The organism is Thalassospira australica (assembly GCF_000763295.1).
Taxonomy (GTDB): Bacteria; Pseudomonadota; Alphaproteobacteria; order Rhodospirillales; family Thalassospiraceae; genus Thalassospira; species Thalassospira australica.
In genome coordinates, this window is the sequence record NZ_JRJE01000005.1 from 1 (window position 1) to 24,426 (window position 24,426).

Genomic DNA, 24,426 nt, shown 5'->3' on the forward strand with positions numbered 1-24,426 from the left:
TCACCCCATTGTCGCGCAGCTTGGCGACACGCCGCAGACAGGCCGATGGCGAAAGCCCGACCTTTTCTGCAAGATCGGCATTGGCGATATCAGCGTTTTACTGCAGTTGGCGCAGTATTTTGGTATCGATTTGATCCAGGTTCATCATCTTCACGCAACTCCAAAGCGCCAATTTATCAAACAACGCTGCCATATTGCGCCGCTTTGCGCAAATACGCTGCCCGTTGCATCAGATGGCATGGCATCATGTGCCGCATCAAACATTGCCAACACACGCCAAAACAGCGAGCTGGCAAATTTCGATAATTCCAAAAGTGCGGTCGTTTGCCGCAAAAGCCCCACCGGTGCCCGGCACCAGATACCTGATGGATAAGACGCCCCATGACCCGCGCCATGCAACGTTACCTTTTTGACCTGATCAACCGCAGTCAGAAGCTGTTCGTTACCTTGATGAAGGTGATGTTGCCCGTCATGATCATTGTGCGGATTGGCGAGGAGTTCGGGGCGATTGAGGTTGTTTCCGAGTGGCTGACCCCGGTGATGGCCCTGATCGGGTTGCCACCGGAAGCGGGGCTGATCTGGGCGACTTGTGCGCTTGTGAGCATGTATGGCGCGGTTGGTGCCTTTATCGGGCTGGCAGGCCATCTTGATATGACAGCGGCCCAACTGAGCGCGCTGTGCGCGATGATGCTTTTTGCCCATGGACTTCCGGTCGAACAGGCAATTGTCAAACGCGCCGGTGCCAGCTTTTTTGCCACCACCGCCCTTCGGATCGCTGCGGCCGTGGGATACGGGGCGCTGGTGACATGGATAAGCAACATGACCGGGTGGCTGTCCGAACCGGTTGATTTTACCTGGATGATCGGCGGCGATATGGAGATGGCAGCAACCGGCGTTGCCGGTTGGGGTGACTGGACCGTTCAGACCATCAAATCGCTTGTCGTCAGCTTTGCCGTTATCACCAGCCTTTTGATCATTCTTGATGTGATGAAGGTTAGCGGCCTGACCGACAAATTCACACTGGCCCTGTCGCCGATCTTGCGGATTTCCGGCCTGTCGCGCGATGTGGCGCCTGTGACCACCATTGGCGTCCTGCTTGGCCTGACATTTGGCGGCGCGCTGATTATCGAAGAAGCGCGCAAAAACAATTACCCCAAGCGCACCCTGTTCCTGTCGCTCAGCTGGTTATCACTGTCGCATTCCCTGATTGAGGATACTGCCATCATGCTGGCCCTTGGTGCGGACATCTGGGTGGTGCTTGTCGGGCGCGTGATCCTGACGCTGATCATCATCGCCCTTCTGGCGCGCCTGACCCTGCGCTGGGACAAGCCACAAACAGCGTTGGCAACAGATAGTGCTACCTGACTCTTAGGATGCCAGCCAGTCAACAAGCGGCTTCCATGTGGATTTTTCGGCACGCGAGCCGACCATCATGCCGATATGCCCGCTTGAGGGATGCAATTCAGAACGGACATCTTCAGGGCAGGCATCAAACAAGGCCTGCGCGCTTTCGGGCGGGACGATACGGTCATTTTCCGGAATGACGGTAAGCACCGGGCATGAAAGGTCGCCCGGATTGATATCAATACCATCAATCTGCCATTGCCCCTTTGCCGGTTTGTTTTCAACATACCAGCCAATCAAACAATCGACCGCAACACGCCGCGGCAATGGCACCCCGTCATTTAGCCAGTCTTCCAGTCCGACAAAATCGCGTGCCTTGCCGGAATCTGTTGCCATGGCGTGAAAACGGCGGAACTTTTCACCGATCATAAAGGGATCGAGGCTGGCAAACAGGCTTTGCAGCACATCAACAGGCAGTGTGTCATGGATGGCAAGCATTTGAGGCAGGGATGGTGCAAAGGCGGCTGCAATGCGTGACTGGGTCGGACCAGCCGCCATGAAATCCCAAGGAGTTGCCAGCAATATCAGCCTGGAGACCTGTGCGGGATCAACAAGCGTTGCCGCAAGGGCGAGAACCCCGCCCATGCAATAGCCCACAACCGGCACTGGTCCGCCGTTCATATCGGCCACGTCCTGAAGGATTGTCACCAAACGCCCGGCAATATAATCATCAAGCCCGAAATTGGCTTCATCCATGCCCGGATAGCCCCATTCGACCAGAAGCGGACGATAGCCGCATCTGGCCAAATAGCGCGCAAAGCTTCGTTTTTCGTTCAGATCAAGAATGTAGCCACGGTTCACCAGCGAGGGCACCAGCAGCACGATTTCCCCCGTGCCCTTGCCCTTTTGCGGAGCGGTCGGGCCAAAATCATAGACCCTGGTTGAGCCGTCTTCCCAGATCACGGGGGTGTCTGTGCGCGCATCGTCGCGCGGGCGGCGATAGGGATGTTTTTGATAGGCGCGCACACCGTCATGGAACCCGGCGTGGCGATCAAAGGCGACACGATCAAGCGCCTGGGCAACATCATCGGGATGGAAGGCTTCCATCTCAGTCAGAAGTTTCTCCGCCTGATCCTTCAGTTCCGGCTTCCAGGGCAGCAATTGTTTCAGAAAGATCGGCAATGCGGCGCGCGAGCTGAGCCAGCTCGTCATCTCGACTGCCATGTGCATCGGAAGCGGTCTTGGCCCCGCCCGCTTTTGGCTTTCCCTTTTTGGCGGACGCGGCTTTTGTTTTGGCGGACTGATCATTGTTCCCCTGCCCCTTTGCAGCATCTTTTGCGGCACATGTATTTTTCGAAGTCTTTTTCGCATCCTTGGCAGCAGACTTTACATCTGCATCTGCATCTGCATCTGCATCTGCATCTGCATCTGCATTCGTATCCCCATCAGCCGTTGGCGCGGATTTTCCCGGGTTGGTTTGGCCACTTTGTGGCGTGCCTGTCATGTTGGCCATTGCCGCCATATTGGGGGGAAATGGCATCCCGCCCGGGAACGGCCGGGTTGGCAGATCGCGTGCGGCCTTGGTCATCTGATCCATCATTGCCTGCAACGGGTTGGCCGTGCCCGACACCGCCCCCAATGGATTGGCCGCCCCCGTCACCGGATGCTGCCCCATTGCCATTTGCCCGATCAAATTGCCCCAGGCTTCGAACCCTTCGCCCATGCGCGTGGTATCCGCACCAAGGGATGCGTAAAGTCGGCCAATGGCACTTGCGGCCTGTGATCCGTCTGCCGTTGCGGAAACCTGTTCGCGCCACAGGGCAAGGAACTGTGCGGCGAGCTGTTCAAGACGTTCGTCATCATCCATCGCGGTTTCGCCATCGCCCCTGTGATCAGATTGATCATCCGATGGGCTGGCGGCACCGGGATTGGCTGTGCCGTCGGTGATATCGTTCGTCGTGTCGGGGTCCTTGGCCATATGGGCGCCTTTATCATTCCCTGATGCGAAGCATGTTTGGTGCATTACTATAGATTGATGTCGATCTCGGGAAAACGAATTCCCATGCTGCGCCACAACAAACGGTATCCAAAGTTGTTTTTCGCACCGCACTTCACGTTGAATACTGGACACATTGGAAAAATCGCGGCACTCTCTTTACTTCTGAGCGAATGCAAAATCGAAAATGCTGCGCAACATAAAATTCAAATCCGTAATTTGTGCATGCGCAAAGCGGGTGGATCGATACCACCGGAAATGTTCGCCAGATAAACGTCCGGGAAACAGGGAAGCAGGAAAGACGCCATGACCTCCAAGAAATCAGATGATCAGGACCGCATCATTATCAAGAAGTATGCGAACCGCCGTCTCTATAATACGGCGACCAGTTCCTATGTAACGCTTGATCACCTTTCGCAGATGGTCAAAGACAATACCGACTTTGTTGTTTATGACGCCAAATCGGGCGAAGACATCACACGTCCGGTCCTGACCCAGATCATTGTCGAGGAAGAAAACAAGGGGCAGAACCTTCTGCCGATCAGTTTCCTGCGTCAATTGATCGGCTTTTATGGTGACAGCCTTCAGGGGCTTATTCCAAGCTATCTTGAACAGGCGATGCAGGCATTTGGCCACAATCAGGATCAGATGCGCGAATATATGCAGGGCACCATGCAGGGCATGTTCCCGTTCGGCCAGTTCGAAGAAATGAACAAACAGAACATCGCGCTGTTCGAGCAGACGATGAAGATGTTCTCGCCTTTCGCCCTTGATGAAAATGGCCAGCCGACCGGTGACGCTCCCAAGCGCCCGACCGCGCCCGGGGCTGCGCAAACCGATGCGTCGCTCAATGAGCTTAAAAGCCAGCTTGAAGCCATGCAGGCGCAGCTTAACAACCTGGCTGGCGGCAATAAATCCGATAAGTAACGACTGATCCCCGGCAACGGGGGATGAATTTGCAAAGGGCGAAGCATTTCTGATGCTCCGCCCTTTTTTCGTTCCGGTTTCCATCGCCCGTCGATTGGCAGGGCAGATGATGCCCACCGGGGCGGCACCAATCCTGCATAAACTTTTTGTTAACTGTTTTCACCCGCCCGGCAGCGCCGCAAGGCGGCAATTTTTGCCGGGTAAACATCGCAATTACAGTGCAACAACATGGAGTCTTGAACCCGACAGGTAATATCGTCCCTAAAGACCGAAAAAAACATGACCGCGATCACACCGATTCCCATGCTCCCGGCCCGCAGGACCGATGCCACGAGCACTGGAACCGATGGTCCTGCCGGGATCGGGATTGCCAAACTTGCGCAGATTTCACCTGTGGAGAAAATTGCGCAAAGTGGTGGCGCGTGGCTGCAACCCCATGATCTTGTGGGCAGTGCAGCATTCTGGACCCAACTTTTGGGGCAGGTCTTGCCTCAGGAAAACCTTTTGCAACCGCCGGTCATTCAAGATGCGCATGCCAGCTATGCACGGCATTTCGAACCTTACAGCGTAGAAACCAACGTCTTTTTTTCGCCTTCTGCACTAGACAAAGACAGCTCAATTGACCTATATAGCTAGCTTCTGGCGGAATGCTGCAATGATTATCTGACCCAAGTTCAGGTACAATACAGCCAATCGCAGCCTGAAAATGGCGCTGCGATGCGTTGTAATTTGGGCGATTCAAAAGAAGCCCGACAGCATCCTAAGTGGGGATTAATAACTGGCGGTTGATAACGGATTATAAAATGACTGAGATTGCTCAAAACGAAGAACCGAAGCGCGCAAACCGCGCCACTGACACTGACCGTTATGTTGGTCAGCGTATTCGCGAACGTCGCATTATGCTGGGCCTTTCCCAGCAGCAGATGGCGGACCTGATCGGTGTTACCTATCAGCAGGCCCACAAGTATGAGCGCGGCATTAACCGCATCTCTGCTGGTCGTCTGTTTGAGATCTCCCAGGTTCTGGGTGTTCCGGTGAGCTACTTCTACGAAGGTCTTGAAGGCAGCCAGGAAACCGAACTTAATACGCGTCAGCGTATGTGCCTTGAACTTGCGCGTAACTTCGCAAGCATCAAGCACGAAAAACATCAGGAAGCGCTGAGCCAGATGGCACGTGCGCTTGCAGACCAGGCTGCCTAAGTCCGACTTTACGGGCTCAAGCATCAGCTTATGAAAAGGTTGTTCTCCGTTTTTGGAGGACAGCCTTTTTTTGTATCTGCAAACGGACAAAAAAAGGGGACGCGAACGTCCCTTGTCAAAGGTGCACCCAAATGCCCTTAAACTTCGACCATCACCAGATCATCTGAGTGAATGATGGCATTGCCCCGGGTAAAACCAAGGGTCGCCTCGATGTCGGCTGAGGCATGACCGATCAAAAGACGGGTTTCTTCGGTGCCATAGGACGTAATACCGCGGCCAATCTCAAGACCATCGGCATCCAGCACCCGCACAGCATCCCCATGCTTGAAACGCCCCTCAACGCCGGTGATCCCGGCCGCCAGCAGGTTCTTGCCCGCCCGCATGGCCTTTGCCGCCCCGGCATCGACAATGATCGCACCAGATGCCTTAAGAGACGTGGCGATCCAGTGACGGCGCGCGGCCATCGGGCTTTCGCTTGGCAGGAAGACGGTATTGGGCGCGCCTTCCAGCTGGGCTTTGAGCGGATGATAGATGGTGCCGCGTGCAATGATCATGCGGCAGCCGGCCTTCATGGCGATTTCGGCGGCCTGTAGCTTGGTGACCATACCGCCGGAGCTGTACATTGTCGGGGCGACACCGGCCATATCGAAGATTTCCGGGGTCAGTTCGCGCACTTCGGGCACGAGTTCGGCATCCGGGTTCTTGCGCGGATCGGCAGTATAAAGCCCATCAATATCCGAAAGCAGCACCAGGGTATCGGCCGAAATCATATGGGCGACCTTGGCCCCGAGACGGTCATTATCGCCAAAGCGGATTTCCTCGGTCGCGACCGTGTCGTTTTCATTGATCAGCGGAATGGCGCCCCGGGCCAAAAGGGCATTGAGCGTCCCGCGTGCGTTGAGATAACGGCGACGGCCTTCCATGTCTTCAAGCGTTACCAGAACCTGCGCCATGGTCAGGCCATTGCGCCCAAGGGCCTCTTGCCAGACCTGTGACAGGCTGATCTGACCGGTGGCGGCAGCGGCCTGTTTGTCGGCCAGGCTAATGGTGCGGTGATCCAGCCCCAGCAAACGCCGCCCCATGGCAATGGCGCCACTTGACACGATGATGACCTCGACACCGCGTTCACGCAGAAGGGCGATGTCATCGGCCAGCGCCTCAAGCCAGGCCCGGCGCAGCTTGCCGGTGTTTTCATCGACCAGCAGGGCAGAGCCCACCTTGATGATCAGGCGTTTTGCATCCGCCAGGGCGTGGTTGGTCACGGCTGGAAGCCCTCTTCTTCGCGACCCTCCATGGCCCGGCGTTCCCGCTCGCCATCGATATGGGCACGTATTTCGCGGTGGATATCCTTGATCCCCTGCTGGGTCACACCCGAGACGATATGAACTTTCTTGCCGATGCCCTTTTCAAGGATCTCGCGTTGTTCTTCGACCATTTCGGGCAGGAGCTGATCGGATTTGGACAGGATGACGATTTCCGGCTTGTCGACCAGCACCCCGGCATAGCCTTCAAGCTCTTCACGGACCGTCCTATAGGTCGCGACCGGATCTTCCTCGGCACAGTCGATCATATGGACAAGCACTTCACAGCGCTCGATATGGCCAAGGAAACGGGTGCCGATGCCCTTGCCTTCGGAGGCACCTTCGATCAGGCCGGGAATATCGGCCAGAACGAATTCCTTGTCATCGACATGCACCACGCCAAGCTGCGGATGCAGGGTGGTAAAGGGATAATCGGCAATTTTCGGGCGCGCATGCGACGATGCCGCCAGGAAGGTCGACTTGCCGGCATTTGGCAAACCGACCAGACCGGCATCGGCGATCAGCTTCAGGCGCAGCCATACCCACATTTCCTCTGCCGGCCAGCCTTCTTCGGCACGGCGCGGTGCCTGATTGGTCGATGATTTGAAGTGCGTGTTGCCACGCCCGCCATCGCCGCCGCGGCACAGCAAATAGGTCTGGCCATCTTCGACCATATCGACAATCAGGGTTTCGCGGTCTTCGGCCATCACCTGGGTTCCGACCGGGACCTTGATGGTGATGGATTTACCACCACGCCCGGTGCGGTTACGGCCCATGCCATGCATGCCGATTTCGGCCTTGAAATGCTGCTGATAGCGGAAATCAATCAGGGTGTTGAGGTTTTCGACCGCCTCAAGGATGACGTCACCACCGCGCCCGCCATCGCCGCCGTCCGGGCCGCCGTACTCGATGTATTTTTCACGGCGGAAGCTGACCGAACCGGCACCGCCGCGGCCACTGCGCACATAAATCTTGGCTTCATCGAGAAACTTCATAACCGGTCCTTTGGGCGGTGCCCTTATTTATAATGTCGATCCCGGCGCGCAACAGCCCTGCGCTTCGACGGGATTTGAAATTCTATATCATATAATACCAACAGCTTTAATTATTGACCGGTTTGACCGGCTTGTCGCGTCTGCTGGCAAGGCATGTTTCGCGCCTTGGTCCTTCTGACCACAAGCGATACATAACGATGCCCGGCGGGCGCGACAAAACGGCCCTTCGGGTGGGTCAAATTCGCCCATCGGCTGTGTTCCGTCGCTTGCCCATATCCCCGATATGACCGGCGCGACGCGCCTTGCCGAATGAACGAATTTGGCGCCATCAAACCGCTCAATAATTAAAGCTGTTGGTATAAAACAAGGGAGGAATGATTGCTCATTCCTCCCTTGCAAAATTCGGTACGAAGACCGCACCCGACGGGAGGCTTACGCCTCTGCCGGAACGACGGTTACGTAAGTACGACCCTTGAAGCCCGACTTGAACTGGACAGAACCGTTCACAGTCGCAAACAGGGTGTGGTCTTTGGCAAGGCCAACATTGTCACCGGCATGGAACTTGGTGCCACGCTGACGAACGAGAATGTTGCCTGCAACAACTGCCTGACCACCGAATTTTTTAACGCCGAGACGGCGACCTTCGGAGTCACGACCGTTGCGCGAACTACCACCAGCTTTCTTATGAGCCATGAAACTCTCCTAAAACTGCATCTCTACCTGATAAATCAGGCTTTGATGTCCTTGATGCGCAGAACAGTCAGGTTCTGGCGATGACCATTTTTACGACGGTAGTTATGCCGACGCTTTTTCTTGAAAACGATCACCTTGTCGCCCTTGGCCTGCTCGAGAACTTCTGCCGTGACAGAAGCACCTTTGACCAACGGAGCACCAACCTTCGGCGCACCGTCACCAGCAACCATGAGAACTTCTTCAAGTTTCACGGTTTCACCGGTCTGGGCAGCGATCTTTTCGACTTTGATAACGTCGTCGGCGGCAACTTTATACTGTTTGCCACCAGTTTTGATGATTGCGTACATCTAAAAGTTCCTGAAAAATATTCTGGAAACACAAACGCGCAGCTCGGTGCCGCTGCTAACAGATACCGAACCGCTGCGAAGAACGGGTGAATTACCGCTTTTGACCCCGAGAGTCAACTGCGAAGTCACCGATCAAGCGCCTCAACCCCGCAGATTTGCCCCACACCACGCCAACCTGTGACATGTGGCAGATGCATGGCTCGAACCATAAGGAAAAGCGCCAGGCAAACCGCCAGACAAAAGAACCCGCACGGAATTACGATTTCCCTCTTGCAATCTTGCGCCGGGACCGTTAAACACCGCGTCGAACGCCAAGACCACACATGCGGAGAGGTGCCGGAGTGGTCGAACGGGGCGGTCTCGAAAACCGTTGTACTAGCAATAGTACCGTGGGTTCGAATCCCACCCTCTCCGCCATTTTCGGAACATTAGCGTTTATAATTGAAGATACTCACACAAGAGATCCTCGAACCAGAGAGTCGATTGTCGTCGCTATAGGATCTATTGGTAACTCTAGAAATCAGCCTACTGAACGCCGCCAACAAACGACTTCCTTAATTACACGGTCTATCTCTTCTTTCTTCAAATACGGATGCATAGGCAAGCTCAAGACCTTTTGGCTCGCATCCATTGAATTCTTTAAGCCTTTCGAGACAACAGGGTACCGGCGAAAACCCGCCTGTTCGTTAAGAGGCTTGGGGTAGTAAACAACCGTCGGAATACCAGCATCTTTCATATGTTGTTGCAAAGAGGGCCTTCGCTCCGAGCTTTCGACACGAATAGTGTATTGCGCCCAGCTAGACTGGTTTCCTTCATTAATGGTTGGCGTCACCACCGTTTCAGATAGCCCCTCCCCGTAATAATCAGCCACCCCTTGACGGGCTTCAAGCTCTTCAGCAAATACATCAAGCTTACAGAGAAGAACAGCTGCCTGTAAAGTGTCGAGACGACTATTCATGCCAATACGTACATTGTCGTACTTCTCTGTTCCCTTCCCATGCTGGGCGATAGATTTTGCGAGCTCCGCCCGCTCTTTGCTTCGACACAGGACAGCGCCACCATCACCGTAACAACCGAGCGGCTTAGCCGGAAAGAAGCTGGTAGTCACCCAATCGGCATATTCCAAGCGTGATCGCTTTCCCTCTTGAAGGGCACCAAAGGCCTGAGCAGCATCAGATACCAGAACAAGGTCGTATTTGTCCGCCAAAGCACGTAGTTCTTTGTAGCGAGCAGGTTGGCCAAACATATCGACCGCAACAATCATCGCAGGGTCGAGGCCCTGACCTTTTGCCTCTGAGATCGCCACCTCAAGACTCTCCGGACATATATTGAAATCTAGAGGGTCGATGTCGACAAAGAACGGCGTCACCCCAAGAATTGCGAAAGCCCCAGCCGATGCGACAAAAGTAAAAGCTGGCACAAAAACGGCTTTTCCTGGCCCGATTCCCTCAGCTTGGCCTACAATAGTGAGGGCATCTGTACCATTCGCACAGGCAACAACTTGTCCACCGCCGTTAAAGTTAGAAAGTGTCTCTTCAAATTCTGGGATTAGAGACCCGTTGATGAAATCAGCTCTATCCAGAACCTCTGTCATTTTTCGGTCGACTTGGCTCCTGATCCGGTCACGTTGGGTATGTAAATCTATAAAACGCATCGCGCTATCCTGCCTCATCCAAGCACCCAACGGGCTAGACGAAACCCCTGAGCACTGCTTTCATATTGTTGTTATTTATACAAAGCGGTTAATTGCACAATTGTTAAGGCTCTACCCTATGGACTGCCCGATTAAGGCAAGGCAAATATCTTGGACCCTGCCCAATCTCTTTCGGATCGACCTACCAAAACGAGCCCATAAACTCCGGTGATGAGACCGCGTCCGGAAGTACTGTTTCTTCAAGCTCTGCGGAAAAGTGACTGGCGAGAAACCATCACGCCAGCAAATAAAGGGCAAGGAGAGCTGATCACGTTTGCTCTCTGCGCAAAGCTCGGTGAACCATGCCTCGTCCAATGCCTTAACAGCGTCTTTGTTATGACGGCGCAATATCATGTTGTTCTCAAAGAGCGGTGCAGGATCTGCGAGCCCTGCAAGGCGATACTTTTCTTCCTGACGCACGAAAACCATGTCGTCGTCATACCCCATGCGTCGGCATTCCTGGAACTCGTCATAAAGATTATCCCGAAACGGATGTTCGGATACTGCGAAATCGGGCCAATCGAGTTTGTCCAGAAGGCTCGACGGATCTTGTTGAAGATGCGCGTTGCCATCGACATAGACGGAATAGTCGTGATCGGGAAAAAACAGATGCGGTTTCAGTTTGGGCAGGCGGGAATAACGCGTGGGATCAAGCCCCGGATTATCAAACAGGCGAACCTGCCATCGAGAGCGTCCAGAAAGTCTCTTCCAGAAGGATGGTTTTCGGTCTGTCAGCAGAACAAAGTCCCAGCCAGGGAAGGATGGCAAGGGTCTGACTTCGTCATAACCGCCGACAATCACGGTATAAATTACCTTGCGCATATGTGCCTTTCTGACTATTCGCCATGAATGGGCCATGTTAACAATCAAGCCCTGAAGGCTGAAAGTTATAGCCCCCGAATAACTCGGATACAAGAAGCGCCATCCGTTTAGATATCTGATGTTTGCCCAGATTATAGCAGGGAAAGATGTGTGGTTTTGCTGGCCTGTATCAGGCCCACAAATCAATGGACCGAAATCAACTTGCCGGCCAATTGCAGGCTGCGGGAAACGCGATTTTACATCGCGGCCCCGATGATGAGGGTTTCTGGATCGACGCGCACGGACACATCGGCCTCGCGTTCCGCAGACTTGCCATCCAGGATCTGAGCAATGCCGGCCATCAGCCCATGGAGTCATACTGTGGGCGGTTTGTGATCGCTTTTAACGGCGAAATCTACAATCACTTGGAATTGCGCCGCAGTTTGGAAATAGAGAACCCGGATTGCAAGGCTTGGCGAGGACATTCAGACACCGAAACCCTGATCATGGCCATTCACCAATGGGGCTTGGACGAAACCCTTGCGCAACTGGACGGAATGTATTCGTTTGCGCTGTGGGACAACAAAACGCAAAAACTTACACTTGCGCGCGACCCCTTTGGCGAGAAGCCATTATATTACGCCACCTTTGGCAACTCGGTTGCATTTTCTTCTGAAATCAAAGCCTTACCACCATTGGGGGTTCCCAATGACAACATAGACGACCGTGCTCTTGCCTCTTACCTGCGTCACCGATATATCCCGGCCCCAAAAACGATCTGGCAGCATATCCGGAAACTACGTGCTGGTGAGTACATCCAATGGTCTGCCGAAACCGGCTCCAATCCTCGCCACCATCAATACTGGAACGGCGAAAAAGAAGCCGTTTCGGCGTATTCCGCACCATTTGAGGGAACACGCGAAGATGCCAAAGTTTTACTTGGTGAAAAGCTTGAAAACCTCGCAGCAAGGCGCTTGATTGCTGACACGCCACTTGGGTGCTTCTTGTCAGGCGGAATTGATTCGTCACTGGTAACAGCACTGGCCGCGAAAGCATCCGAACAACCGGTTGGCAGTTACACGATACGCTTTGACAACCCACGCTATAATGAAGCAGATCACGCGCAAAAAGTTGCGGCACATCTTGGCACGAACCATCACGAGGTGCATGGCTCGGCACAAGAAGCGGCCAAACTGGTTCCCGAACTCGCAAAAATTTGGGACGAACCCTTTGCCGATCCGTCGCAAGTCCCCACACTGCTTCTTTGCCGCAAGACCCGTCAGCATGTCACCGTCGCACTTTCCGGGGATGGCGGTGATGAATTCTTTCTCGGTTACAGCCGATACGCCGCAGTAAAAGCAGGCTGGCACAGCCGAAACCCGAAGAGATTACCGAGCAGATTTTTTCCGTGGAAGAAGCTGGACAAACTCGCTGGTTTGTTGCGCAACAAACCAAGCGTGAAGGCAAGACGCAGCTATACGAAGATGCTTCGCGACGCCACCAACAAACTGCCTGCCTTTAACCATCACCATAACAGTTTTTGGCGTCACGGCCTGCCGCTTAATCGCGAATATCTGCAGGACGGGATGGAAATTGATGACATATGGCCTCTCTCGCCAGAGACAGTTGGCATTTTACCAACTGCTAACAGCCTGATGGTTGCAGATAGCCTTTGTTATTTACCAGAAGACCTGATGGTTAAAGTCGACCGGGCATCAATGAGCACTTCGCTTGAAACGCGGACCCCCTTCTTAAACAGGGAACTTGCAAAACTTTGCTGGTCGATGCCGCAATCATGGAACGAAGGGGAAGATGGTCGCCTTAAAACACTGCTGCGCGATATCCTTTACGATCATGTTCCCGCAGAACTTGTTGACCGCCCCAAGCAAGGCTTCGACCCGCCGATCCGCGAATGGCTACGGTGTGATTTGCGTCAGTGGGCCAATGAACAAGTCGAAGAGATGCCAACAGCTTTGAAAGATCGGCTAGATATGACCGAAATCGGCCAGTGCTTTGAAGACCATCAACGCGGAGCCAATCTTGAAGGCGACCTCTGGCCTATTCTAATGCTATCGGCTTGGGGGCAAGAAAATCTGTCGATGTTTGAGCAATAGGCCTTTTGATATTGACTAAAGCCCACTTACGCTTCGCGCAAACACCCTCAACGTCTCCTCACTCACATGATGCTCAATCCCCTCGGCATCAAATTCTGCAACTTCGGGATCGACCCCGATGGAGACGAGGAAGTTATAAACGATCTGATGACGTTCGCGACATTTTTTGGCGAGTGCTTCGCCTTTTTCGGTCAGGAAGATGGCGCGGTAGGGGCGGGATGTGACGAAGCCGTCGCGTTCCAGGCGCTTGATGGTGTTATTGACTGTGGCTGCGGTCACGCCGAAACGTTCGGCCAGGGCGACCGAGCGCGCTTCGCCTTCTTCGGCGATTAAATCACCAATCATTTCCACGTAGTCTTCGGTCACTTCGCGGGCATGTGCATCGCGCAGGCGTGCGAAAACTTCTGCCTTGTTATGACGCGGGTTAAGCGCGCTATCCTCACCCATTAATCTCTCCAATCCGGATACCTGAAACCTTCATAACAACTAAGCTTGGAAATAGCAATTTAGCCTTGACTAACTTTAAAAGTCCGCACATAAATAGTGGACATTCGATAGAGTGATTTCAATTTTCATCCGGGACGTATCCATGCGCCTTTTGGAGACTCTGCACAAAGCCGCCCTGACTTGCAGCCTGCTTGCCATCGCGATGGTTTTCGGCGCCAGTACCGGCACAGCTGTGGCAAAGCCGTTGAATGTGGTTGCAACAACATCAATGATTGCCGATGCCGCGCGCCAGATCGCAGGCGACCGCGCAGAGGTCAAGGCGTTGATGGGCCCCGGTGTTGATCCCCACTCCTACCGCCAGACACGCAGCGATATCGCCGCGATGGCGCGTGCCGATCTTGTTCTGTGGCATGGATTGTATCTGGAGGCACAGCTTGAAGAGTTTTTCCTTGATCTTGGAAAGCGCCGCAATGTCGTTGCCGTCGGCGAGGCTGTCGCCCGAGACAAGCTTCTGAGCCATGCCGATTATGACGGCCGGTTTGATCCCCATGTCTGGATGGATCCGCAATTGTGGGAAACGGTTGTTCATGCGGTGCGCGACGCCCTGATTAAAACCGACCCGGAAGGCGAAGCCACCTATCGCGCCAATACCGATAAACATATTGCCGAGATCGAAAAACTGGTCAGCTATATGAACAGCGTATCGGCAACCGTCCCGGAAAAAAGCCGTGTACTGTTGACGGCGCATGATGCCTTTAGCTATTTCGGACGCGGATATGATTTCGACGTGCTTGGCATTCAGGGTATCTCAACCGAATCCGAGGCCGGGCTGCGCCGTGTAGAGGAATTGGTCAGCACCATCGTCGACCGCAAGATTTCGGCCGTGTTTGTGGAAAGCTCCGTGCCGGAACGTAATGTCCGCGCCCTGATCGAAGGGGCCGAGGCCCGTGGTCAGAACGTGGTGATTGGTGGTACGCTGTACTCCGATGCGATGGGCGAGCCAGGAACTTACGAAGGAACCTATATCGGTATGATCGACCATAACGTCACGCTGATTACCCGCGCATTGGGCGGCGAGGCACCCGAGGGGGGCTTTCAGGGCAAGCTTGCGGCTGGTTCCTGATCAAAACCCGGACTTCGCGACGTAACCAAACAGGATGAACACCATGAGCAGCGCCAAACTGGTGGCAGAATCAGGCAAAATACTTGATGTCGCGGCAAAGGACGCCCCCCTGACCGTGCGCGGCCTGACGGTATCTTATGGTAATAAGCCTGCGGTGTTTTCCGTCGATGCGTCCATTCCTGCCGGGTCCATGACCGCGATCATTGGCCCGAATGGCGCAGGAAAATCGACTTTTCTGAAAGGCGCACTTGGTGTTGTGCCCCGCCTTTCCGGTGAAATAAGAATTTTTGGCAAGCTGTTTGACGAAGCCCGCGACCGGGTAGCCTATGTGCCGCAACGCGCCAGTGTTGATTGGGACTTCCCGGCACGGGTGATTGATGTGGTCCTGATGGGGCTTTATGGATCGGTCGGGCTGTTTCGGCTGTGGCGGGCACGCCACAAGCAACAGGCAATGGAATGCCTGAAACGGGTCGGTATGTCCGACTTTGCCGACCGGCAGGTCGGCCAGCTTTCCGGTGGTCAGCAACAACGTGTCTTTTTGGCCCGCGCCCTTGCGCAAAATGCCGAGTTCTATTTGCTGGATGAACCATTTGCCGGCGTTGATGCCGCGACAGAACGCGCGATTGTGTCCGTGCTTAAGGAACTCAAATCCGAAGGCCGGACGGTTGTCTGCGTCCATCATGATCTGTCCACAGTTGCGGAATATTTTGATCGCGTCCTTCTGATCAATGTCCGGCGCATTGCCGAAGGGCCGGTTGAAACGACCTTTACCGCCGAGAACCTTCAGGAAACCTATGGCGGGCGCCTTGCTGCGACCCATATCGATGAATTGCATCTTGCCTGATCGCCCGGCACAGCAGAGACCCAAATCATGAGTTTTCTGGATTATTTCATAAGCGCGCTTTTTCTGCAGGCCGGATATAACAGCGCCCTTGTTGCAGTCGGCGCTGGGTTGCTTGGCCTGTCTGCGGGCAGTGCCGGTGCCTTTATTTTCCTGCGCAAGCGCGCCCTTGTATCAGATGCCATCAGTCACGCCACCCTGCCCGGTGTTGGCCTTGCCTTCATGATCATGGTTGCCTTTGGCAGCGATGGTCGCTGGCTGCCGGGACTGATCATTGGGTCCGCCGTTTCATCGGCCATCGGCCTTGTGATGGTGGAATGGATCACGCGCAAAACCCGCCTGACCGAAGATGCCGCGATTGGTGCAGTCCTGTCGGTATTCTTTGGCTTTGGAATTGTTCTTTTAACCATCATCCAGACCATGTCATCGGGGCGTCAGGCCGGGCTTGAGAATTTTCTGCTGGGATCAACAGCCGGCATGCTGATTTCCGAAGCCATGACGATTGCGATTGCCGGTGCATTGGCAGCGGGCTTCGTCTTCCTTCTGCGCCGTCCAATGACGCTTGTTGCCTTTGACCCGGACTATGCCGCGACCACGGGCGTCAATGTGCGCAATATCGATCTGGCGATGATGGGGCTTGCCCTTATTGTTACGGTAATCGGCCTTAAGATCGTCGGGCTTATTCTGATTGTTGCCTTGCTGATTATTCCGCCCGTGGCGGCACGGTTCTGGACCAATCAGGTCGGTCCGATGATTGGCATTGCTGCGGGTGTTGGCGGGCTTTCGGGATATATCGGTGCGGTTCTGTCCGCCGCCGAGGCATCGCTTCCGACCGGACCGATCATTGTGCTGGTGGCCTTCGGGTTCTTTTTGATTTCCGCCCTGTTTTCACCGCTACGCGGCGGGCTTGCATCCTGGTTGCGCCATCAGCGTTTTCAACGGCGTGTGCATCGCCGCCAAGGGTTACTGTCGCTTGCGCGCCGCGAACCGATTTATGATGGGCTGACCATTCGCATCTTGCGCCGTGCGGGCATGATCCGTGCCGATGGGGTTGCCACCGCCCGAGGACGCATTGCCGCCGAAAAAGCAGCCCGCGACGAAGCCCGTTGGGCCATGGCGCGCCGGATATTGCCCGATGATTCCGCCATTGAACGCTACGACGGGCTGACCCCGATTGAACGGATGATGACACCCGATCAGATTGCCGAAATTGACCATATGATCCAAACCGCACAAGGAGCCAAGGCATGATCAATGACCTGATCACGGCCCTTGGGGCGGAGTTTGTTCAACTGAGCCTGACCCCGATTGTGATTGGCATACTGGCCGCCATTGCCTGTGCGCTTCCGGGAAATTTCCTGTTGCTGCGGCGCCAAGCGCTTATTGGCGATGCCATCAGCCATGTGGTTCTGCCCGGCATTGTTGCGGCCTTTCTGGTGACTGGTACCATTACCGCAGTGCCAATGATGCTTGGCGCCGGAGGAGCTGCCATTGTGGCCGTTGTGATGATTGAAATCGTAAAACGTCTTGGCCGGGTCGAACCGGGGGCCGCCATGGGGCTTGTTTTCACAACCCTGTTTGCCGCAGGCGTCCTGTTCCTTGAGATCACCGATACCAGCTCTGTGCATATTGATGTGCAGCATGCGCTTTTGGGTAATCTTGAAAGCCTGATCTGGTTTGACGCCGAAGGTTGGGGATCGCTTATTGATCCCAAAGCACTCGCAACCCTGCCCCCGCAATTGCCCCGTCTGGCGATTGTCCTGGTTGTGATTGCCCTTTTTATCTTCCTGTTCTGGAAAGAACTTAAAATCTCGACCTTTGATGCGGCCTTTGCAGAAGCGGTCGGCATTCGCACGCGTACGCTTGGCTTTGCGTTGGTTGTCGCAACCGCGATTGCAGCGGTTGCCGCCTTTGACGCAGTCGGATCGATCATTGTGATTGCCATGTTTGTCTGCCCACCGGCCAGTGCGCGCCTTATGACCAATCAACTTGGCCGACAGGTTGGCTGGTCTGTGATCTTTGCCACCATTTCGGCCATCCTGGGATATGTGTTTGCCGGATACGGCCCGGGATGGTTTGGATCACCCTATGCCGTGAGTGCGGCGGGCATGATAGCGACCATTTCGGGCCTCATCCTGATGTTGACCTGCCTGTTTGGTCCGCAACGCAAACGCATCGGACAACAGGCCGAGACGTGAATTAGGTCGCGCACCGCCCCGCGCACAGGCATAGTACGGGGATGATTGCTTTGTACCGAGCGACGATCACATGGATGTTTCTGGTCACGATGCTTGCTTTTGCAGGTGTCGGGGATGGTCGCGCGCAATCTGTCCATACATCTGCTGATGCCCCTGCAAGCACAACCAAACTTGCCGAAGAGCTTCGCCAGTTTGGCGATATTGAGCTGATCGTCTTCAAAAACCGGGCTGAGTTTCTGGATCTCGTTGAGCAGCGCTTTGGCTCAAAACACACCGGCATTCCGGACAAGCTACCGCGATCACCTTTTACCGTGACTGGCCGGGATGGGGATGCACATCTTGGCACCTGCAGGGTTTTTGTCCCGTCCAATATTACGCCAGATACTGGTGACGAGGTTTTTGCCCGTTTAATGCACAACTGGTTTGGGACACGGCTTTCTTACGCCACCAGTGCTGCATTGACATATCGCTGGCTGATTTTCCACGAAGCCCGCCATTGCCAGCCCGACCATTTTGGCGGTGATGTGCTCAAAGACCATCGCGATGAAGTTGAAGCGGACCTGTTTGCACATGAGCAGTTGGCTTCGACCTCGGCCTCGGCTTCTGCTACAGATCAGAATGCGCTCGCCCGGGACATTATCGCATTTCGGATCATTACCAGCGCATTGATTGCCGGACGAAGCCATATGATCGGGCTTTCGGTACAACAAAAACTTCAAACACCCGGCACCCCACCGACATTTACCGCCCAACAAGAAATCAATGCCTTTTTGGCGGCACGCAAATTGGTAATCGGACGGGCGAAAACAATTGCCACAGCGGTTAACCCGACCAACCGCGAACTGGTGCGCGCCATCATTGAATTAAACAGCGAGGTCGACCCGGCAACGACTGATCCACAAGCAGTGCTCGTTAGAATGGTGATCACAGCCCTTGATGATGCAATTGCACATTTCGCCCCTGCCCTGCATCAATCTGTTGCGACACTTCAATCAAACGGGTCACCCTAGACTGCTTCACGTTTTAACGGAAGCGTATCCGGCATTTGTGAAGTAACGTGCACATTCGTCTGGCGAGAAAGTACCGGCAATGTGGCCAACGTGACGCCATGTTTCTTCAAAGTTTCGTTTTTGAGCGGTTCGCATCCAGTGCTTGACCTTGGAGAACGCCTGTTCAATCGGGTTGAGGTCTGGACTATAGGGCGGAAGGAACCATGCACGGGCACCGACTGACTTTATGGCGTCGCGCACGGCCCGGGATTTATGGCTCCCGAGATTGTCCATGATAACGATATCACCAGAACTCAGAACCCGAACCAGTTGCTGTTTTACGTAAGCAAGGAAGCTGTTCCCATTGATCGGACCGTCAAAGACGCAGGGGGCTGTCAGTTGGTCATGGCGCAAGGCAGCAATGAAAGTCATCGTGCGCCAATGCCCATGAGGTGCATAGCCAACAAGTCGCCGCCCTTTCATGCCCCAGCCCCGGATCGGAGCCATGTTGGTTTTGATCCAGGTTTCATCAATGAACACCAGTCGCTCAGGGTCAATCCTGCCTTGCCAGGACTTCCAGCGTCGGCGCTGGCGGGCAACGCCAGCTCGAGCCTGCTCAAGAGCGAACAGAGTTTTTTTTGAAGCGTAGCCCCTCATCCCTGAGAAAGCGCCATACCGCCTGATGCGAGACAATCACCCCGCGGTCAGCAAGAAGATCTTTCATGCCATGGAGTGTCAGATGAGGTGTTTGCTTGATCTGCTCATGGATGAAATCTCGATGTTCAACCAGCACACGTTTGCGATGACCGCCCATTTTCCCCGGCGCAACACTCCCTGTAGAGCGGTAACGTTGATGCCATTTGACCACAGATGAAACTGCGATTTCAAAACGAGCGGCGACCGCCCGGCAGCTTTCTCCTGCCTGAACTGCCGCGACAACACGGCCGCGAAGGTCATTCGAATAAGGTCGGGTCATGGATGCTGGCCTCCTTATCCAGCATCCATCTTGAATCACAAATCAGTTACTTTGGGAATCCCATATCGATTCCGTGTAGGCGTGAAACGCTCTAGGCCGGATTGGTCTTGCGCCAAAACGTCATGGCCCTGCAATGATCGCGATCCAGGCCAATATCCTTACGCCAATAGGCATGGATGGGCTTGTAATCTTTCTGCTCCACCCCGGCCCAGCAATAGACCTTTTGGGTTTTGTGTGGCACATCAACCGTTCGAATCACATCCTGAAGCAAACTGCGTTCTAGCTTGCGCGCATCATCGCGAAACAGCCAGGTCACCTTGATCTGGCTTTGGGTCGGAACGGCAATCACATCATCGGCACAGCCGACTTCAATGAAAGCATGACCGGCAACATGTTTCGGCATTTCTGCCAAATACCGCCCGATCGCAGGCAAAGCGGTTTCATCACCCGCAAAAAGCATCCAATCAGCATCAGGCAACGCATCGCCAAGCGGCCCGGTCATGGCAACCAGATCACCAGATTTTGCATGAACAGCAAAGGCCGAGCCCGGACCATTGTCACCATGCATGACAAAATCAATGTCGATCCAGCCTGCCTTGGCATCCATGGCACGGATGGTATAGACGCGCTGTTCAATGGTGTCCTCACCACCGGGCCAAACCGGCATGCCATTTTCGGCCAATGTTGGCCATTTCGGGTTGGCCTGCCCGCGCGGTGGAATCAGAAGACGGATGTGGATGCCCTCCACATCATAGGCATCAAGGTTATCACCATGCAGACGCAACCTGCGCATGTACGGCGACAGATCGGTTATCTGGCCAACGCGAAGCTCGCGGAAATTTGGCAATTTGCCTGTGCTTTTGCCCGCCCCCTTCCAGCGACAATCAAGATTTGCGTCCGGTACAGCCCCCTGAAGCAACGAAATAATTGCAGCTTTCATCTGTACGACACCGACTTCGGTCGTCGCCCCGACTTCAACATCCAACCCATTGCTGTGGTTGACCAGATGGATATGGCCGATTGATACAGCAATGCGTGTATGCGCCCCGTCAGCCTGCACATCACAATCATGACTGCGATAATAATCCGCAGCCTGTTTGATCAATGCCCCGCTTTGCGGAAGTGCGATATGGGTCTTGGCCGTCAGGATGGTGGTTGGCATGAAGCCCTCGACAGGATGCTGCAGGAAGGAACAAGAGACAGACGCCCATTGATAATAAAACTGATAGGCATTCTCAACAAATTTTATGATTGATTTTGCCCATACGTGTTAGATGCTTGGACATTGCGTGTCTCTGATGCTGACATCGGCGCAGATGGGACGACATATCCAGTCACCACAAGTTTGAAGATCAACATGCCTGATAAAATCCGCCGCCTTAAATCCCATGAATTTGCCAATGCGGTTGAATGGGCCGCCAATGAAGGCTGGAACCCCGGTGTTGCCGACGCCGAAGTGTTTTTCAACACAGATGCAGAAGGCTTCTGGGGTGCCTTTGACAAGCAGGGTTTGGCTGCGGTGATTTCAGCGGTTCAATACAGTTCCGATTTTGGATTTGTCGGATTTTACATCTGCCGTCCGGATCGCCGTGGAACGGGTCTTGGCTACAAATTGTGGCAAACCGTGCTTGAAGACAGTGTTTTAAAAACCATCGGACTGGATGGTGTCGTCGATCAGCAGGACAACTATCGCAAATCCGGCTTTGAGTTTGCCCATCGCAATGTGCGTTATGGCGGTGTGGTCGAAGCCCACAGCCCAACGCCAGATGATCTGATTACCCTTGAGACCCATGACATCGCAATTGTCGATGCCTTTGAACAGACGTGCCGCTTGTTTGCCGAAAGCCGGATTAATTTCCTGCGCGGATGGATTGGCAATCAACGACACACCGCCCTTGCGCTCAAAGGTCCGATGGGCATTCGCGGCTATGGCGTGATCCGCCCATGCAAGGAGGGTCACAAAATAGGACCGCTGTTTGCCAAGAACACCAAAGATGCCCAGACGTTGTTTAACGCCCTTTTGCAAAGCCGTGACACCCAAGGCGGCAAGGTATTTCTGGATGTGCCCGAACCCAATCAAAGCGCCGTCGAACTGGCCCAATCGCACAATATGCAACCGGAATTCGAGACCGCACGCATGTATAAGGGCCAAGCCCCCGAGCTTGACCTTGAAATGACCTTTGGCATTTCATCCTTTGAACTGGGGTAGACCCGGTCTGGCACGATTGGCGAATGCCATGATGATCAGAATCTGTCAGTATTTCGGACCTGTTATGGCCTATGGGTCCGGTGTAGAATGAAGGGAACTGTGTTCGATTAATCAATGCACTAATCTTACGATGGGGTTGAGCACCACCGGAAAGTCTGGCAACAAACATTTAATTCCAAAAGGATAGTATCACATCGACAGACGCCCTATTTTACAAACCGGGGGTACTGCATCTAATATACTTTTGGTGTGTAAAGGCAGGAAGTTGTCACAGGCGTATGGAAAATCGTTGCTGCAACCCCAACCTTCAGGAAAGCACGGTGCGTTCCGGTCTGGCTGGTACAAAATACCAATGCGCTCTATGCCGGAAGGACCGGCAAATAATCAATGATTTGTAGCCCGTAACATGTGGACTGCCACCATCTGACCGACAAGACCGACACGTAGCAAAAATTTATTTAAAGCCGGATACCAAAGACCGACATGGATATAGCAACACTAATTGGAATTGTCGCCGGGATGGGCGTTATTGTTGGCGCCATTCTGATAGGCGGCAGCCTTGATTCCTTTGTTGATGTTCCCTCCCTTATGGTGGTTTTTGGCGGCACCGCGGCTGCGACGCTTATCAAATTCCCGATGCGCGACGTCATCAAATCGCTGAAGATCGGGGTGGGCATTGCTTTCAAGAACCCCAAGGAAGATCCGCTTTCCATTTATGAGAAAGCCATCGAACTTGCAGGTCTCGTCCGCAAAAACGGTCTTCTTGGTCTGGAAAGCGTCGAAGTCGAAAATGAAATCATGGCCCGTGGCATTCGCATGTGCGTTGACGGCCATAGCGGCGAGGTTATCCGCAGTTCGATTTCCAGCGAGGTGGAGAAATCCATCCAGAATGACGAACTTGGCGAGCTGATGTTCCGCGGCATTGGCGACACTGCCCCCGCATTCGGGATGATCGGAACCCTGGTTGGTCTGGTGCAGATGCTGGCCAATCTTTCGGACCCGGATGCAATTGGCCCGGCCATGGCGATTGCCATGCTGACGACATTCTATGGTGCTGTTCTGGCCAACCTGATCGCGCTGCCAATTGCCGACAAGCTGGCCCTTAAGGTTGATCGGCTTAAAAACACCAAGCAACTGATCATTGAATCCGTGGTTCAGATTCAGGGCAGCCAAAGCCCGATGGTCATGAAGGAAATCCTTGGTCCGTATCTTCCGGGTGGCATTCCCGCAGACGAAGAAGGCGGCGGAGAGTAAACATGACAGCACCGGTCTTTCAGGTAACGGACTAGATCCATGGCAAAGAAACCCGCAGCAGGCGCACCGGCTTGGATGGCGACATTCGCCGATCTGATGTCATTGCTGCTTGTGCTGTTTGTTCTGTTGCTGACCTTCGCCGAGATGGATGTCATCCGCTACAAACAGATTGCCGGGTCTGTTAAGGCCGCATTTGGTTTTTCCCAACAGGATCAGCTTGCCGGTGTTATTGAACTCGATGGTTCCATCGTAGGTAAATCGCTTAAGGCCCCGACACCCGACACCCCGCGCGTGGTATCGGAAATCCCGCCTGTGGAAACACCCAAGGTCGAAAGCGAAGAAAGCGATAGCAAGGCCGAAAAAGCCGAGGCACTAGAAGAAACGCTGAGCACCGTTCTGGAAAACATGGGCCTGCAGGATCAGGTTGGCCTGGAACGGATTGACGGCGAAGTCGTCATGCGGTTCCCCAACGAACTTGCCTTTCCTTCCGGCTCATCGGGCATGACCGAAGAATTTGCGGCCATTTTGAACCGTGTCGCCCCGGTCATCAATCAGACCGAGGGTGAAGTTCTGGTTGCCGGTCACACCGATAACGTTCCGGTTTCTGCGTCTTCGCCTTATATCTCGAACTGGGATTTGTCCGCGGCACGCGCGACGTCGGTCCTGCATTTCATGATCAATCAAAACGGGACTGATCCGGGGCGCATGGTTATTCAGGGTTACGGCGACAGCAGGCCGATTGCCCCCAACGACACACCAGAAGGACGGTCTACCAACCGGCGGGTCGAAATCACCATTGAGATGGTCGAAACCAACAATCCCGGTGGCATTAGCGCGCCGTCGGAAGAAGAATCAGACGATATTGATGGCGCAGAGGGTGCAAACACTGCTGACGAGGCCGATATAAATACTGATAATGAAGATGAGGCATCGCAAAGGCGCCGCACATTTAGCATTCCATCGACGCCTTGATTTACAG

At 54.2% G+C, this 24,426-nt stretch carries 25 protein-coding genes and 1 tRNA gene; 14 read left to right on the top strand and 12 right to left on the bottom strand.

Translation table 11 applies throughout. From position 1 onward, the window contains the following. On the bottom strand, positions 1–88 hold an 88-nt coding region (locus JF44_RS20640), incomplete at its 3' end, for a winged helix-turn-helix transcriptional regulator (RefSeq protein ID WP_272945635.1). Positions 89–381: 293 nt separating this feature from the next. On the opposite strand from JF44_RS20640, the gene JF44_RS0104220 reads away from it, so the two are divergent. Then, on the top strand, positions 382–1,365 hold the full coding sequence (locus tag JF44_RS0104220) for a nucleoside recognition domain-containing protein (RefSeq protein WP_238318369.1): 984 nt from the start codon (positions 382–384) through the stop codon (positions 1,363–1,365). Positions 1,366–1,368: 3 nt separating this feature from the next. Here the strand turns inward: JF44_RS0104220 and JF44_RS0104225 are convergent, their stop codons facing one another. Beyond that, on the bottom strand, positions 1,369–2,556 hold the full coding sequence (locus tag JF44_RS0104225) for an alpha/beta fold hydrolase (RefSeq protein WP_238318370.1): 1,188 nt from the start codon (positions 2,554–2,556) through the stop codon (positions 1,369–1,371). Then, positions 2,453–3,322 carry a hypothetical protein gene (locus JF44_RS0104230; protein ID WP_156111593.1) on the bottom strand — a complete coding sequence of 290 codons (870 nt, stop codon included), beginning with the start codon at positions 3,320–3,322 and terminating at the stop codon, positions 2,453–2,455. The genes JF44_RS0104225 and JF44_RS0104230 overlap by 104 nt, the downstream gene beginning before the upstream one ends. A gap of 324 nt (positions 3,323–3,646) precedes the next feature. Between JF44_RS0104230 and phaR the strand changes: the two genes are divergently transcribed. The 3 genes from phaR to JF44_RS0104245 all read left to right on the top strand — a co-directional run bounded on the left by phaR (position 3,647) and on the right by JF44_RS0104245 (position 5,466). Further along, on the top strand, positions 3,647–4,267 hold the full coding sequence (phaR, locus tag JF44_RS0104235) for a polyhydroxyalkanoate synthesis repressor PhaR (RefSeq protein ID WP_033067729.1): 621 nt from the start codon (positions 3,647–3,649) through the stop codon (positions 4,265–4,267). A gap of 279 nt (positions 4,268–4,546) precedes the next feature. Further along, complete coding sequence (locus tag JF44_RS0104240; RefSeq protein ID WP_033067730.1) at positions 4,547–4,903, top strand: hypothetical protein; 357 nt, start codon at positions 4,547–4,549, stop codon at positions 4,901–4,903. A gap of 167 nt (positions 4,904–5,070) precedes the next feature. After that, positions 5,071–5,466 (top strand): helix-turn-helix domain-containing protein, encoded by a 396-nt coding sequence (locus JF44_RS0104245; RefSeq protein ID WP_033067731.1) that lies wholly within the window; start codon positions 5,071–5,073, stop codon positions 5,464–5,466. Positions 5,467–5,603: 137 nt separating this feature from the next. Here the strand turns inward: JF44_RS0104245 and proB are convergent, their stop codons facing one another. The 4 genes from proB to rplU all read right to left on the bottom strand — a co-directional run bounded on the left by proB (position 5,604) and on the right by rplU (position 8,802). Continuing rightward, complete coding sequence (gene proB, locus JF44_RS0104250; protein WP_033067732.1) at positions 5,604–6,728, bottom strand: glutamate 5-kinase; 1,125 nt, start codon at positions 6,726–6,728, stop codon at positions 5,604–5,606. Continuing rightward, positions 6,725–7,762, bottom strand: coding sequence for a GTPase ObgE (gene obgE, locus JF44_RS0104255; RefSeq protein WP_033067733.1), 1,038 nt, complete (start codon positions 7,760–7,762; stop codon positions 6,725–6,727). The genes proB and obgE overlap by 4 nt, the downstream gene beginning before the upstream one ends. A 432-nt stretch (positions 7,763–8,194) precedes the next feature. After that, complete coding sequence (gene rpmA / locus JF44_RS0104260) at positions 8,195–8,455, bottom strand: 50S ribosomal protein L27 (RefSeq protein WP_008889409.1); 261 nt, start codon at positions 8,453–8,455, stop codon at positions 8,195–8,197. A 35-nt stretch (positions 8,456–8,490) separates the two neighbouring features. After that, positions 8,491–8,802, bottom strand: a complete 312-nt coding sequence (gene rplU / locus JF44_RS0104265) for a 50S ribosomal protein L21 (RefSeq protein ID WP_033067734.1) — start codon at positions 8,800–8,802, stop codon at positions 8,491–8,493. A 327-nt stretch (positions 8,803–9,129) separates the two neighbouring features. On the opposite strand from rplU, the gene JF44_RS0104270 reads away from it, so the two are divergent. Continuing rightward, a tRNA-Ser gene (locus tag JF44_RS0104270) sits at positions 9,130–9,219 on the top strand. Positions 9,220–9,322: 103 nt separating this feature from the next. Here JF44_RS0104270 and JF44_RS0104275 read toward each other — a convergent pair. Next, positions 9,323–10,456, bottom strand: a complete 1,134-nt coding sequence (locus JF44_RS0104275) for a DegT/DnrJ/EryC1/StrS family aminotransferase (protein ID WP_156111594.1) — start codon at positions 10,454–10,456, stop codon at positions 9,323–9,325. 111 nt (positions 10,457–10,567) lie between these two features. Next, entirely contained in the window at positions 10,568–11,317 is a 750-nt protein-coding gene (locus tag JF44_RS20100) for a glycosyltransferase domain-containing protein (RefSeq protein WP_162181382.1), read from the bottom strand. 146 nt (positions 11,318–11,463) lie between these two features. Here JF44_RS20100 and asnB point away from each other — a divergent pair, with 146 nt between their 5' ends. Continuing rightward, positions 11,464–13,410 (top strand): asparagine synthase (glutamine-hydrolyzing), encoded by a 1,947-nt coding sequence (asnB, locus tag JF44_RS0104285; RefSeq protein WP_033067737.1) that lies wholly within the window; start codon positions 11,464–11,466, stop codon positions 13,408–13,410. A 15-nt stretch (positions 13,411–13,425) separates the two neighbouring features. On the opposite strand, the gene mntR is transcribed toward asnB, so the two are convergent. Further along, positions 13,426–13,857 carry a manganese-binding transcriptional regulator MntR gene (mntR, locus tag JF44_RS0104290; protein ID WP_033067738.1) on the bottom strand — a complete coding sequence of 144 codons (432 nt, stop codon included), beginning with the start codon at positions 13,855–13,857 and terminating at the stop codon, positions 13,426–13,428. A gap of 142 nt (positions 13,858–13,999) precedes the next feature. On the opposite strand from mntR, the gene JF44_RS0104295 reads away from it, so the two are divergent. The 5 genes from JF44_RS0104295 to JF44_RS0104315 all read left to right on the top strand — a co-directional run bounded on the left by JF44_RS0104295 (position 14,000) and on the right by JF44_RS0104315 (position 19,029). Beyond that, positions 14,000–14,980, top strand: coding sequence for a metal ABC transporter solute-binding protein, Zn/Mn family (locus JF44_RS0104295; protein ID WP_052065440.1), 981 nt, complete (start codon positions 14,000–14,002; stop codon positions 14,978–14,980). Between the two features lie 43 nt (positions 14,981–15,023). Next, positions 15,024–15,824, top strand: a complete 801-nt coding sequence (locus JF44_RS0104300) for a metal ABC transporter ATP-binding protein (protein ID WP_033067919.1) — start codon at positions 15,024–15,026, stop codon at positions 15,822–15,824. Between the two features lie 27 nt (positions 15,825–15,851). After that, positions 15,852–17,072 (top strand): metal ABC transporter permease, encoded by a 1,221-nt coding sequence (locus JF44_RS0104305; RefSeq protein ID WP_033067739.1) that lies wholly within the window; start codon positions 15,852–15,854, stop codon positions 17,070–17,072. Then, a complete protein-coding gene (locus JF44_RS0104310) occupies positions 17,069–18,019 on the top strand; it encodes a metal ABC transporter permease (protein ID WP_033067740.1) in 951 nt (316 codons plus the stop codon). The genes JF44_RS0104305 and JF44_RS0104310 overlap by 4 nt, the downstream gene beginning before the upstream one ends. Positions 18,020–18,093: 74 nt before the next feature. After that, a complete protein-coding gene (locus tag JF44_RS0104315; protein WP_033067741.1) occupies positions 18,094–19,029 on the top strand; it encodes a hypothetical protein in 936 nt (311 codons plus the stop codon). A 6-nt stretch (positions 19,030–19,035) separates the two neighbouring features. On the opposite strand, the gene JF44_RS0104320 is transcribed toward JF44_RS0104315, so the two are convergent. Both JF44_RS0104320 and JF44_RS0104330 read right to left on the bottom strand, forming a co-directional pair. Then, positions 19,036–19,984, bottom strand: a protein-coding gene (locus JF44_RS0104320; protein WP_156111604.1) for an IS630 family transposase whose coding sequence is annotated in 2 segments (ribosomal slippage) — positions 19,036–19,647 and positions 19,649–19,984 — 948 coding nt in all. Because the reading frame shifts where the segments join, the coding sequence is not laid out codon by codon here. Positions 19,985–20,075: 91 nt separating this feature from the next. Then, the gene (locus tag JF44_RS0104330; protein WP_033067744.1) at positions 20,076–21,146 is read right to left on the bottom strand and encodes a siderophore-interacting protein; all 1,071 of its coding nucleotides are present in this window, start codon (positions 21,144–21,146) and stop codon (positions 20,076–20,078) included. Between the two features lie 195 nt (positions 21,147–21,341). On the opposite strand from JF44_RS0104330, the gene JF44_RS0104335 reads away from it, so the two are divergent. The 3 genes from JF44_RS0104335 to JF44_RS0104345 all read left to right on the top strand — a co-directional run bounded on the left by JF44_RS0104335 (position 21,342) and on the right by JF44_RS0104345 (position 24,419). Further along, positions 21,342–22,193: a GNAT family N-acetyltransferase gene (locus JF44_RS0104335; protein ID WP_033067920.1), complete on the top strand. Its 852-nt coding sequence runs from the start codon at positions 21,342–21,344 to the stop codon at positions 22,191–22,193. A 483-nt stretch (positions 22,194–22,676) separates the two neighbouring features. After that, the gene (locus JF44_RS0104340; protein ID WP_033067745.1) at positions 22,677–23,447 is read left to right on the top strand and encodes a motility protein A; all 771 of its coding nucleotides are present in this window, start codon (positions 22,677–22,679) and stop codon (positions 23,445–23,447) included. 39 nt (positions 23,448–23,486) lie between these two features. After that, positions 23,487–24,419: an OmpA family protein gene (locus tag JF44_RS0104345; protein WP_081944332.1), complete on the top strand. Its 933-nt coding sequence runs from the start codon at positions 23,487–23,489 to the stop codon at positions 24,417–24,419. The last annotated feature ends 7 nt before the right edge of the window (positions 24,420–24,426 follow it).